This is a genomic window from Streptomyces sp. MB09-02B, from assembly GCF_033794485.1.
GTDB lineage: Bacteria > Actinomycetota > Actinomycetes > Streptomycetales > Streptomycetaceae > Streptomyces.
The window spans coordinates 1-11,039 of the sequence record NZ_JARGEE010000307.1 but is presented as its reverse complement, the minus strand read 5'-3'; the positions used below and the strand labels follow the sequence as shown (position 1 = coordinate 11,039).

Here is an 11,039-nt window from a genome sequence, read left to right as displayed (position 1 = left end):
CCCCCGCACCGACCCCCGCGCCCTCGCCCGTTACTACCTCACCGGCGAGAGGTTCGACTCCGCCGAAGCCGTCCGCATCGGCGTGCTCACGATGGCCGGCGCCGATGTCGACGAGCTGCTCGAACCCGTGCTCGACGGACTGCGCAGGGCCGCACCGAGGGCCCTGACGGAGACGAAACGCCTGCTCACGGCTAAGGTGCTGGAGAACTTCGACGCGGACGCGGGCGAACTGACCAGCCTCTCGTCCCGGCTGTTCGCCTCCGCCGACGCCCGCGAGGGCATGACGGCGTTCCTAGAAGGACGGGACCCGGGATGGGTGTTGTGAGCATGACGGAGACATGGCCGGTCGTGGAGCGCGGCCCCAAGCAGGACCGCAGCCGCGCCACCCGCCGACGCCTCCTGGAAGCCGCCGTCGCCTGCCTCGCCGAACACGGCTGGGCCGGCTCGACGGTCTCGGTCGTCGCCGAACGCGCCGGCGTCTCCCGGGGCGCCGCCCAGCACCACTTCCGCACCCGCGAGGACCTGTTCACCGCCGCCGTCGAATACGTCGCCGAGGAGCGCTCCCTCGCCCTGCGCGCCCTCTTCCCCGAGGGCACCGCCGACCGGCGCGCCGTCGTCTCCGCCGTCGTCGACCTCTTCACCGGCCCCCTCTTCCGCGCCGCCCTCCACCTCTGGGTCGCCGCCTCCAACGAGGAGCAGCTCCGCTCCCGGGTCACCGAACTCGAAGCCCGCGTCGGCCGCGAGACCCACCGCATCGCCGTCGACCTCCTGCGCGCCGACGAGACCGTCCCCGGCGTCCGCGAAACCGTCCAGGGCCTCCTCGACATGGCCCGCGGCCTCGGCCTCGCCAACCTCCTCACCGACGACACCGGCCGCCGCGACAAGGTGGTGGCCCAATGGGCGGCCCTGCTCGACGAGAAACTCGGCTGAGGCGTCCCCGGGACATCAAGGGCTCGACACCAAAGGCTCGACCTCAGGGACTCAGCCGCTCCACCCGCCACGACCCGTCCGGCTCCGCCACGTAGCGCAGCCGGTCGTGCAGCCGGTTCCACCGCCCCTGCCAGAACTCCACGCTCTGCGGCACCACCCGGAAACCACCCCAGTTCGGCGGCACCGGCACCTGCTCCCCCTCCGGATAGCGCGCGTGCAACTGCTCGTACGCGGCGTCCAGTTCGGCCCGGGAGGAGATCACCGAGGACTGCGCGCTGGCCCACGCCCCCAACTGCGATCCGTGCGGCCGGGTCCGGAAGTACGCCGCCGTCTCGTCCCGCCCGGTCCGCACCGCCGTACCCGTCACGATCACCTGCCGGGCCAGCGCGTGCCACGGGAAGAGCAGCGAGACGTACGGGTTCTCCGCCAGGTCACGGGCCTTGCGGGAGGCGTAGTTCGTGTAGAAGACGAAGCCCTGCGCGTCGTACGCCTTCATCAGCACCGTACGAGAAGAGGGGCGCCCCTCGGCATCGGCCGTCGACACCACCATCGCGTTCGGCTCGAACACCGCTCCCTCCTGCGCGGCCTGCAGGAACCACCGCCCGAACTGCTCCATGGGACCGGCGGCCAGCTCGCTCTCGTCGAGCCCGTCGGCGCGGTACTGCTTGCGCATGAGAGCAGGATCGTGATCGTTCACATGTTCATCCTGCCGTACGAACGCGGACCGGAGGAGAAGTGGCACTGAGTGCCGCGGACTCTCCCCAAAAGTGGCACTCAGGCGTATGGTGCTGGAACCGCCTGTCTTCCTGTCGCACGCATCAAGAGGAGCCGCCTGATGTCCGACTTCGTACCCGGGCTCGAAGGAGTCGTCGCGTTCGAGACGGAGATCGCCGAACCGGACAAGGAAGGCGGCGCCCTCCGCTACAGGGGCGTCGACATCGAGGACCTGGTCGGCCACGTCTCCTTCGGCAACGTCTGGGGCCTCCTCGTCGACGGCGCCTTCCGCCCCGGCCTCCCGCCCGCCGAGCCGTTCCCCATCCCCGTCCACTCCGGTGACATCCGCGTCGACGTCCAGTCCGCGCTCGCCATGCTCGCCCCGGTGTGGGGCCTCAAACCCCTCCTCGACATCGACGAGGAGCAGGCCCGCGCCGACCTCGCCCGCGCCGCCGTCATGGCCCTCTCCTACGTCGCCCAGTCCGCGCGCGGCCAGGGCCTGCCCATGGTCCCGCAGCGCGAGATCGACAAGGCCCAGTCCGTCGTCGAACGCTTCATGATCCGCTGGCGCGGCGAGCCCGACCCCAAGCACGTGGCGGCCGTCGACGCGTACTGGACCAGCGCCGCCGAACACGGCATGAACGCCTCCACCTTCACGGCGAGGGTCATCGCGTCGACGGGCGCGGATGTCGCGGCGGCCCTCTCCGGCGCCGTCGGAGCCATGTCCGGCCCCCTCCACGGCGGCGCCCCCTCCCGAGTCCTCGGCATGATCGAGGAGATCGAACGCACCGGCGACGCCGACGCCTACGTCAAGCAGGCACTCGACAAGGGCGAACGCCTCATGGGCTTCGGCCACCGCGTCTACCGCGCCGAGGACCCCCGCGCCCGCGTCCTGCGCCGCACCGCCCGCGACCTCGGCGCCCCCCGCTTCGAGGTCGCCGAGGCCCTGGAGAAGGCCGCCCTGGCCGAACTCCACGCCCGCCGCCCCGACCGTGTCCTCGCCACGAACGTCGAGTTCTGGGCGGCCATCGTCCTGGACTTCGCCGAGGTCCCGGCCCATATGTTCACCTCGATGTTCACCTGCGCCCGCACGGCCGGCTGGTCGGCGCACATCCTCGAACAGAAGCGCACGGGACGACTGGTGCGCCCCTCCGCGCGCTACGTGGGCCCCGGCGTGCGCAGCCCCCAGGAGATCGAGGGCTACGCGGACATCGCCCGCTAGCAGGGGCCGTCACGCGGGGCTGAGCAGCCCCGCGTGATGCCGCTCGGCGACCAGCGGATGCGCCCGCAGCTTCCCCTTCAGCTCGTTGAAGCCGTACTCGGCGAAGAGCGGATTCCCCGGATCGTCGGTCACCCCGGGCGCCGTGGAGGCGTACGGAAAGACCAGCGGCTCCACACGTCCGAAAGTGAGAAGAGAGGGCTGGGGCCGGGTCCGGGGTTCAGGCGGAGAACCGACAGCCCATGCTCGTGACGCGCACGAAATCCACGTGCCGGCGTCGAACGAGTATCGGAAGCATGGTGAAAGCATACTGCGCCCTACGAAACGCAGACGACCCGCAGACTCTGGGTCCCTCCGGCCCCTGAGGACCGAAGAAGCCGGCCGGACGTACCGGCGAGCCTGCGGGTCGGGTGACTGCTTGAGATTGGGCCGGCTGCGCGCTCAGTACGCGCTGGTCCGGCACCGCACTGTGTGTGGTGCAGGGCCGTTAGCCCGCAGCCACCTCGTGCGTCCGGGTTTCATACATGTACCCGATCACCTCCCTTCTCACGTGCCCCTCACTCTAGGAAGCGAGCTGGAGGCGTTCAAGCGCTTTTTCGCAGGGATCGTTCGGCGATGTCGTCGCGCTCGGCACAGCTGTAGCCGTCGCCCCGTAGCAGCAGCCGCACATCCCGGGGGCCGACGTTGATCAGGCCGGTCGGCCGGCCGACGACGTGGCGAGGCTGCGCTGCCCCCGGGGTCTGACGGCGAAGCATCGAGGCAAGTTCCCAGCTGACGAACGGCTTATCCAAAGAGGCCGCTACCCAGGTACTTGTAGCCGGAGTCGGGTGCCAGCGTGACGACGGCCGTCTCTGGCGGCAGCCGGGCCGCGAGGCGCAGCGCCCCGTACACGTTGGCACCGCCTGAGACACCGGTGAAGATGCCTTCCTCCTCGGCCAGGCGGGACGTTGTCGCACACGCGTCGTCGTCGCTGATGATGTCGACCGCGTCGACGGCGTCCATGTCGAACAGCGGTGGGGCGAAGCCACTCCAGCCCTGCATCGCGAAGACGCCCCGGGTGCCGGCGGTGATACCTGGCGATCCGGCCGGCTCCAGGCCGACGATCCGGGGGCGCGGGTCGCGCCGACGGATCGCTGCTGCCACACCGAGCAGGGACGCGGCACTGCCGATACCGGTACAGAACGCTGCCACTGGCAGGTGCGCGCTCTGGTCCAGGATCTCCCTACCGAGTCCGTCGCGCAGACCGGCGACCACATACGGGTTGTTGAACTGGTCGGTGAAGTAGTGGCCCGGTTGTCGGGCGAGGTCAGCGGCGCGGGCGCGCATCGCGTCGATGTCGGTCGGTGTGACCGTACCGGGTGCGACGGCGGCGTCGAGTACCTCCACGTCGGCGCCGAGCGCCCGCATCAGCCGCCGCGGCTCGTCGCTGAAGCAGGCCGACGTGACGATCTTGAGCCGGTACCCCTTGACCGCGCAGACCAGCGCGAGCCCCGGGCCGGTGCTGCCGCCGGTGTACTCGACGATCGTCATCCCTGGGACGAGCGTGCCGTCACGTTCGGCTCCCTCGACCATCGCCAACGCCAGCCGGTCCTTCATGGCGCCAGTCGGGTTGAGGTATTCGAGCTTCACCAGCACCCGGGCACCGGTCGAGGGCGCGAGGTGCCGCAGTTCCACGAGCGGCGTGTTGCCGATCGCGGCCAGCGTTCCTGGTCGCATCGCCCTACCCTCTGCCGGTTGCGGCAGGCACGGTGGCCCGGCCGGCAGCGTGTGCGACGGCGGCGTAGGCGAAGGCGCGCACCACCGGATGACACCGTCCGTCATCGATGGCGAGTTCGGGCTGGAAGAGCGTGCTCAGGAAGAAGGGATGGCCCGGCAGTTCGGCGATCCGTACGTCGGGGCCGTCGTGACCGGTGAACCGCATGCCGTGCGCGGACAGGACATCCAGGTACTGGGGATTGAGCCCGTACCCGCAGTGGTAGCGCTCCACGGTCCGGTCCACGCCGAGGATACGTTCGGCCGCCGAGCCCGGGGTGATGCTGACCACGCCCTCGTGCCCGATGAGGGAACAGGCCAGGGGTGAGATCAGCGGGCTCTCCGCGTGCGGAGTGTTCTCGGCGTGGTCGGCAGTGGTGAGCCCGCAGACGTTGCGCGCGAACTCCAGCAGTGTGTGTTGGAACCCACCGCAGGTACCGAGGTAGGCGATGCCGTTCTCCCGGGCGATACGGGCTGCCTGGAGCGCGCCGGTCTCACTGCGGTACGGGCTGCCGGGCAGCAGCCAGATGGCGTCGAACCGGTCCAGCCTGGTGGCGTGCGCCTCCTCGGTCGGTACCCAGTAGGCGTCCAAGGCGATTCCGTCCCGCTGCCGCAGGTTTTCCAGCAGGACGGGGATCCGCGTGTGGGACCGCACGTGCGGCGACCGGTCGCCCACGAGTGCCACCTTCGCCGTATGCGTCTCGTCGTTGCTCTCCATGGGCTCATCGTGCGCAGCCCGCAGTTATCAGTCCAACGAGAAATCATCGTCGAACTATCAGAGATACTTATGGCTATGGATGTCCACCTCCTGCGCACCTTCGTGGCGGTAGCCCGTGAAGGGTCCTTCTCCGCCGCCGCGGGCGACCTCGGCTACACCCAGTCCGCGGTTTCCCAGCAGGTCGCCGCGTTGGAGAAGGACCTCGGGGTGCAACTGCTCCACCGTCGCCCGGTCATCCCGACCGAGGCCGGGCAGCGGCTCCTGGAGCACGCCACGCCGCTCCTGCTGCGCCTCGACGCCGCCCGGACCGACGTCCAGCGCCTGTCAGGCGAACCGCCTGCCCGTCTGACCCTCGGGGCGTCGCCGCTCGCCGACGTCCGGCACACCATCGCCGTACTCACCGACCTGCAGCGCTCGATGCCGCGACTGACGATCGCCGTGAGAACCATGGGCCGTGACGGTGTCCTCGAGGCCGTCGCCAACGGCGACGCGGACCTCGGTCTCGTAGACGGAGTCACCGCCGCCAGCGACCCGCTCCGCCTGCTCGACAGCGGTCCGCTCACCACGGTCGCCCTGACCGAGGAATCCGTCGCCGTGGCCCTGCCCGGCACACACCCCCTGGCAAGCCGTGGCCGACTCCGTCTGGAGGACCTCGTCGACGCCGTCTGGATCGACGCACCCGACGTCGCCACACCGCTGGACCGGCTACGGGACCTCGCACACACCGACGGGTTACGCTCCAGCCTGCACTACGACGGCACCGATGCGCGCAGTCTCCTGGCCCTTGTCGCGGCCGGTGCGGGACTCGCCCTGCTCCCCACGTCCGCCGTGCGACACCACCGAGAGGACGAACCCGATGTGACCGGTGTCCCGCTCGCGACCCCCCACCTCATCCACCGCACCGAACTCGTCCACGGCAGCCTGACGGGTCCCGCCACGACTCTCACGGCGGCGATCCACCGGCACGCCGCAACCGCCCGACCCTGACCCTCGACCCCGTCGACTGCCGCATCCGGAGGCGTAGGGGCTTGTGCTACCGGAATCCATTCGCAGTGCTCCGGCCTTCAGGCCGGGGGTGAAGCGAATCTCGTCGTGGCGACGCGGAGCGTCGCGTGGCTCGGCGAGGTCTCCGCAGTGGTGCTCCAGCAGTCCCTGCGGGACGCCGAGAAGGCGTACCGCGACTTCTTCGCCTCCCTCAAGGGCACACGCAAGGGACCGAAGGCGGGAGCACCATGGTTCAAGTCCCGTAAGGACACGCGGCAGTCGATCCGGTTCACCGCCAACGCCCGCTGGCACCTCACCGACAACGGCCGGCTGAACCTGCCGAAGATCGGGGCGGTGAAGGTGAAGTGGTCCCGTCCCCTGCCCGCCACCCCCACCTCGGTCACCGTCGTCAAGGACGCGGCCGGCAGGTTCTTCGCCTCCTTCGTCATCGACACCGACCCCGCCGCAGACGCCGCCCGGATGCCCGCCACCGACCAGATGATCGGCATCGACCTCGGACTGACACACTTTGCGGTCCTGTCCGACGGCACGAAGATCGACTCCCCCAGGTTCCTGCGCCGCGCGGAGAAGAAGCTGAAGAAGGCCCAGCGCGAGCTGTCCCGCAAACAGAAGGGATCCAAGAACCGCGACAAGGCCCGGCTCAAGGTCGCTCGCGCCCACGTCAAGGTCACCGATGCCCGCAGCACGCACCAGGCTGGCCAAGTCCGTGCACGACGCCGGATGGTCATCGTTCATCGACATGCTCCAGTACAAGGCGGAGCGGTACGGACGCACCCTGATCAAGATCGGCCGGTTCGAGCCGACGAGTCAGATCTGCTCCACCTGCGGCGTCAAGGACGGGCCCAAACCCCTGAACGTCCGGGAGTGGACGTGTGCCGCCTGCGGCACCGTCCATGACCGGGACATCAACGCCGCGATCAACGTGAAGACGGCCGCCGGACTGGCGGTATCAGCCTGCGGAGCGCCGATAGGACCAGAACCCGTTCTGGCACAGCGCGAAGAAACAGGAAGCCACGGATTCCCGACCCAAGCCCGTGCCGCGTAGCGGCACAGCAACGGAACGGGAGGCCAGAATCCTCGGGCTTCAGTCCGAGGTGCAAGTCAATCCGACGACCTCTCCAGCGCCTCCAGGTCCAGCGCCGCCGCGATGTGTATGGCGACGTCCTCCGCGTAGACGGCGTCCGTGCGTTCGAACGGGTTGCGGCCGGCGCCGCGGAGGAAGGTGACGACGCCGAGGGTGCGGCCGCGGCTGCGGAGGACCGCGCAGAGGGCGTGCACGGTCTCCGGGGGCCACTGCCGCCCGGTGGCCCATTCGCGGGCCGTCTCCGGTGCGGCCGTACCTGCGCTGGCGCGGACCGAACCGGCGCGCTCCACGCACTGCAGGGCGGGGTGGCCGGGGCCGTAGCGGACGGGGATGCCGGCGTGGCCGGCGAGATGGCTGGGGCCGGGTCGGCCGGAGGGCGTGGCGGCGGCGCGTACGAGCCGGGCGGGTCCTTCGCCGTCGGCGATCGACCCTCCGGCCACGCGGTCGATGAGGGCGTGGTCGGCGAAGCCGGCGAGGGCGAAGTCGAGGTGGACGGTGGCGGCCTCGCCGGGGTCCTCGCACTCGGAGGCGGCGCGTGCGGCCCGGTGGAGCTGGTTGGCGCGGAAGCGGAGCTGCGCGGCCTCCTGCTCGGTCTGTTTGGACTCGGTGACGTCCTGGAAGAGCCAGCCGACGCCGAGCGGCACGGGTTCCTCGGCGAGCGGGGAGGCGAGGCGGAGGAATCCGCTGCGCCAGCACCGGCGTTTGTCGCCGTCGGGGGTGCGGACGCCGACCCAGATCTCGGCGGGCGCGGGCGGGGCGCCCTCGGCGAGGACGTGGGTGAGGGCGTTCTCCAGTTCCTCGGCGCCCTGGGCGAGCAGTTCGCCGAGGGGACGTCCGAGGACCGCGGTGCGGCCGATGCCGAGGGAGCGGGCGGCGTGGGCGTTGACGACGGCGGGGCGCAGATCGGCGTCGACGAGGACGACGCCCCAGGAGGCGTCCTCGAAGAGGGCCTCACTGAGCGCGATGGACCGCTCCAGGTCGATCTGGGCGTGGACCTCGCTGAAGGCGCAGTAGAGGCCGGCGGGCTTGCCGTCGGGTCCGCGCACGGCGGCGGACTGGGTGCGGACGAGAACGCGCCCGCCGTCCTTGGTGACCAGGGCGAACTCGTGCACCTGTCGGCCGCTGGCGTGCATGGCGGCCAGCAGCCGCCCCTCGACCTCCTCGGCGTCGGCGGTCCGGACCGCCCACCCGGCGAAGCCGCGGCGGCCCACGGCCTCCTCGGCGCTCCAGCCCAGGATGCGTTCGGCCTCGCGGTTCCAGTGGGTGACGACGCCGTCGGCGTCGAAGGCGCAGAGGGCCGCGTCCATCCCGTCGAGGAGGGCGGCGAGGAGGTCCGACCCACCGGAGTCCGTGGAATCCGCTGAGTCCATGGAGCCCTCGGTGCTGTCGGTGTCCTCGGTGTTCACCGTGTCCTCGATGTCCTCGGTGTCCTCGTTCGTCGAGCCGTTCCGCTCGGGCTTGTCGGGCCCGAGTTCGTCGGTGGCCCCACTTCGCCGGGAAGCACTCACCTGAACCCCCTGCAGGCTGCGTTGCGTCCGCATGTACGGCTGGTACGGCGCGTCGGTTCGCTCACTCGCCATCATTCAACTCGAACGTGACCCAGCCCACATCTGCTTCACGCAAGATGTGGACGAAATCGTTGTACGCCGGATTTCCTCCTCACCCTTCTCAGCGTTCCCACGAATCCGGGGGCGCAGTCAGCGCAGGTAGAAGATCCGATCTCCGTACTCGCGCATGACCCGGTCGTTCCAGTCGAGTCCGCCGTCGACGTTGCCGGAGCGCAGCAGGGGCGGTTCGACGCCCCGGTCCGCGAGGGAGGCGGCGGCGGTGGCCATGACCGACTGCAGGATCGCCGAGGTGACGACGGTGGAGGCCGGGGCGAAGGGGGCGGGGATGGTGTCGAGGGTGAGTTCGGCGTCGCCGACCGCGATCTTCGAGTCGAGGACGAGGTCGCAGTGGTCCTTGAGGAAGGTGCCGGAGGAGTGGCGGGAGGTCGTCTCCGTGGCGTACGCGACCGAGGTGACGCCGATGACCTTCGCGCCCAGTTCCCGGGCGTGCGAGGCCATCTCCACGGGCAGCGCGTTGCGGCCGGAGAGCGAGATCACCACGAGCAGGTCCCCGGCCCGCAGCGGGCTGCTGTCGAGGACGGCGGTCGCGAGCCCGTCGACCCGCTCCAGCGCGGATCCGAGGGTCGCGGGCATCACGTCCACCCCTACGGCGCCGGGGACCGCCAGCAGGTTCATCAGCGCGAGTCCGCCGGCCCGGTAGACGAGGTCCTGGGCGGCGAGCGACGAGTGGCCGGCGCCGAACGCGAACAGGCGTCCGCCGGCGACGACCGTGTCCGCGATCAGCTCTCCGGCCGCGGTGATCGACTCTCCCTCGTCGTCCCGTACGCGTTCGAGCAGCCCGATCGCCGCGTCGAGGAACCGCCCACCCGCCGTGCCGCCGTCCAGCCCCATGCGCCGACCCCTCCGCTTTCTCCGCGTCCGTGTCCTTGGTGACGCCGATCACGTTAGTGGTCTGGACCAGTGGGGTGTCAATACTGGAGAGCGCGGGGCGCGGACACCGCTCTCCAGGGGCACGGGGCCGCGCGAGAAGCCCCGCCTGCCGCACCGGCACCCGCACCCGCACCCCGGTCTCAGCCCCACCCCCATGGGCGAGCCGGCCCAAAAGCGGGGCGTCAGGTCACAAATCGGCCACCTGACCGGGCTCATACCGCCGTCGTTCCCCCGCCGCCACCCGGTTGTCAGCCGGATGCGTAAGAATTGAGTCCAGGGCCAGCGCAGCAAGCCGCAGCAAGCCGGTGTGGCCGTCTGAGCCTCCGGCTGAATCTCATCGAGGGGCACGTATGTCCGGACTGATCGACACGACGGAGATGTATCTCCGCACCATCCTCGAGCTGGAGGAGGAAGGCGTGGTCCCCATGCGCGCCCGGATCGCCGAGCGGCTCGACCAGAGCGGCCCCACGGTGAGCCAGACGGTCGCGCGCATGGAGCGCGACGGTCTGGTGTCCGTCGCCGCGGACCGTCACCTGGAGCTCACCGAGGAGGGCCGTCGGCTGGCGACGCGCGTGATGCGCAAGCACCGCCTCGCGGAGTGCCTGCTCGTCGACGTGATCGGTCTGGAGTGGGAGCAGGTGCACGCGGAGGCGTGTCGCTGGGAGCACGTGATGAGCGAGGCGGTCGAGCGCCGCGTCCTGGAGCTGCTGCGCCACCCCACCGAGTCGCCGTACGGCAACCCGATCCCGGGCCTGGAGGAGCTGGGCGAGAAGGACGGCGCGGACCCCTTCCTGGACGAGGGCATGGTGTCGCTGGCCGACCTCGACCCGGGGGCGGAGGGCAAGACCGTCGTCGTACGCCGCATCGGCGAGCCCATCCAGACGGACGCCCAGCTGATGTACACGCTGCGTCGCGCGGGCGTGCAGCCCGGTTCCGTGGTGAGCGTGACGGAGGCGGCCGGCGGTGTCCTCGTGGGCAGCGGTGGCGAGGCGGCGGAGCTGGGGGCGGACGTCGCCTCCCACGTGTTCGTCGCCAAGCGCTGACCTTCCCGGCCCGCCCTCGGGCTCGTACCGGCACCGGCACCGCCCCCGGCCCGCTCGTCCGCGGCCCGTGGATCCC

Annotated in this window: 11 protein-coding genes and 2 pseudogenes; 6 read left to right on the top strand and 7 right to left on the bottom strand. The window is 70.7% G+C overall.

Annotation, left to right across the window (positions count from 1 at the left end):
- Both P1P70_RS31970 and P1P70_RS31965 read left to right on the top strand, forming a co-directional pair.
- The coding region (locus tag P1P70_RS31970) for an enoyl-CoA hydratase-related protein (RefSeq protein WP_319244001.1) at nucleotides 1-325 on the top strand (325 nt) is incomplete at its 5' end.
- Nucleotides 313-930, top strand: a complete 618-nt coding sequence (locus tag P1P70_RS31965) for a TetR/AcrR family transcriptional regulator (protein ID WP_319243998.1) — start codon at nucleotides 313-315, stop codon at nucleotides 928-930. The genes P1P70_RS31970 and P1P70_RS31965, both read left to right, overlap by 13 nt.
- A gap of 43 nt (nucleotides 931-973) precedes the next feature.
- Here P1P70_RS31965 and pdxH read toward each other — a convergent pair whose 3' ends face one another.
- Nucleotides 974-1,603 carry a pyridoxamine 5'-phosphate oxidase gene (pdxH, locus tag P1P70_RS31960; RefSeq protein ID WP_319243996.1) on the bottom strand — a complete coding sequence of 210 codons (630 nt, stop codon included), beginning with the start codon at nucleotides 1,601-1,603 and terminating at the stop codon, nucleotides 974-976.
- 162 nt (nucleotides 1,604-1,765) lie between these two features.
- Between pdxH and P1P70_RS31955 the strand changes: the two genes are divergently transcribed.
- Nucleotides 1,766-2,866, top strand: coding sequence for a citrate synthase 2 (locus tag P1P70_RS31955; RefSeq protein WP_319243994.1), 1,101 nt, complete (start codon nucleotides 1,766-1,768; stop codon nucleotides 2,864-2,866).
- Nucleotides 2,867-2,875: 9 nt separating this feature from the next.
- Here P1P70_RS31955 and P1P70_RS31950 read toward each other — a convergent pair.
- From P1P70_RS31950 to P1P70_RS31935, 4 genes and pseudogenes are all read right to left on the bottom strand, one after another.
- Nucleotides 2,876-3,043, bottom strand: a pseudogene (locus P1P70_RS31950) (isopenicillin N synthase family oxygenase); the annotation flags it as partial.
- 404 nt (nucleotides 3,044-3,447) lie between these two features.
- A complete protein-coding gene (locus tag P1P70_RS31945) occupies nucleotides 3,448-3,618 on the bottom strand; it encodes a hypothetical protein (RefSeq protein WP_319243992.1) in 171 nt (56 codons plus the stop codon).
- Nucleotides 3,619-3,646: 28 nt separating this feature from the next.
- Nucleotides 3,647-4,579, bottom strand: a complete 933-nt coding sequence (locus P1P70_RS31940; protein WP_319243990.1) for a cysteine synthase family protein — start codon at nucleotides 4,577-4,579, stop codon at nucleotides 3,647-3,649.
- Nucleotides 4,580-4,583: 4 nt separating this feature from the next.
- Nucleotides 4,584-5,333 carry a glutamine amidotransferase-related protein gene (locus tag P1P70_RS31935; RefSeq protein ID WP_319243988.1) on the bottom strand — a complete coding sequence of 250 codons (750 nt, stop codon included), beginning with the start codon at nucleotides 5,331-5,333 and terminating at the stop codon, nucleotides 4,584-4,586.
- A 75-nt stretch (nucleotides 5,334-5,408) separates the two neighbouring features.
- Here P1P70_RS31935 and P1P70_RS31930 point away from each other — a divergent pair, with 75 nt between their 5' ends.
- Together P1P70_RS31930 and P1P70_RS31925 are read left to right on the top strand one after the other, a co-directional pair.
- On the top strand, nucleotides 5,409-6,320 hold the full coding sequence (locus P1P70_RS31930) for a LysR family transcriptional regulator (RefSeq protein WP_319243986.1): 912 nt from the start codon (nucleotides 5,409-5,411) through the stop codon (nucleotides 6,318-6,320).
- Between the two features lie 111 nt (nucleotides 6,321-6,431).
- Nucleotides 6,432-7,383: pseudogene (locus P1P70_RS31925) on the top strand (RNA-guided endonuclease InsQ/TnpB family protein); the annotation flags it as partial.
- 56 nt (nucleotides 7,384-7,439) lie between these two features.
- Here P1P70_RS31925 and P1P70_RS31920 read toward each other — a convergent pair.
- Together P1P70_RS31920 and P1P70_RS31915 are read right to left on the bottom strand one after the other, a co-directional pair.
- On the bottom strand, nucleotides 7,440-8,930 hold the full coding sequence (locus P1P70_RS31920) for a PAS domain-containing protein (RefSeq protein ID WP_319243984.1): 1,491 nt from the start codon (nucleotides 8,928-8,930) through the stop codon (nucleotides 7,440-7,442).
- Nucleotides 8,931-9,119: 189 nt separating this feature from the next.
- Nucleotides 9,120-9,881, bottom strand: coding sequence for an SIS domain-containing protein (locus P1P70_RS31915; protein WP_319243982.1), 762 nt, complete (start codon nucleotides 9,879-9,881; stop codon nucleotides 9,120-9,122).
- A gap of 389 nt (nucleotides 9,882-10,270) precedes the next feature.
- Between P1P70_RS31915 and P1P70_RS31910 the strand changes: the two genes are divergently transcribed.
- Nucleotides 10,271-10,963, top strand: a complete 693-nt coding sequence (locus P1P70_RS31910) for a metal-dependent transcriptional regulator (protein ID WP_319243979.1) — start codon at nucleotides 10,271-10,273, stop codon at nucleotides 10,961-10,963.
- Nucleotides 10,964-11,039 lie beyond the last annotated feature (76 nt).

What these genes read in the sequence shown, in the direction of transcription:
- P1P70_RS31965 (WP_319243998.1), top strand. Translation starts at nt 313, where the DNA reads ATGGGTGTTGTGAGCATGACGGAGACATGGCCGGTCGTGGAGCGCGGC.
- pdxH (WP_319243996.1), bottom strand. Translation starts at nt 1,603, where the DNA reads ATGCGCAAGCAGTACCGCGCCGACGGGCTCGACGAGAGCGAGCTGGCC.
- P1P70_RS31955 (WP_319243994.1), top strand. Translation starts at nt 1,766, where the DNA reads ATGTCCGACTTCGTACCCGGGCTCGAAGGAGTCGTCGCGTTCGAGACG.
- P1P70_RS31945 (WP_319243992.1), bottom strand. Translation starts at nt 3,618, where the DNA reads ATGCTTCGCCGTCAGACCCCGGGGGCAGCGCAGCCTCGCCACGTCGTC.
- P1P70_RS31940 (WP_319243990.1), bottom strand. Translation starts at nt 4,579, where the DNA reads ATGCGACCAGGAACGCTGGCCGCGATCGGCAACACGCCGCTCGTGGAA.
- P1P70_RS31935 (WP_319243988.1), bottom strand. Translation starts at nt 5,333, where the DNA reads ATGGAGAGCAACGACGAGACGCATACGGCGAAGGTGGCACTCGTGGGC.
- P1P70_RS31930 (WP_319243986.1), top strand. Translation starts at nt 5,409, where the DNA reads ATGGATGTCCACCTCCTGCGCACCTTCGTGGCGGTAGCCCGTGAAGGG.
- P1P70_RS31915 (WP_319243982.1), bottom strand. Translation starts at nt 9,881, where the DNA reads ATGGGGCTGGACGGCGGCACGGCGGGTGGGCGGTTCCTCGACGCGGCG.
- P1P70_RS31910 (WP_319243979.1), top strand. Translation starts at nt 10,271, where the DNA reads ATGTCCGGACTGATCGACACGACGGAGATGTATCTCCGCACCATCCTC.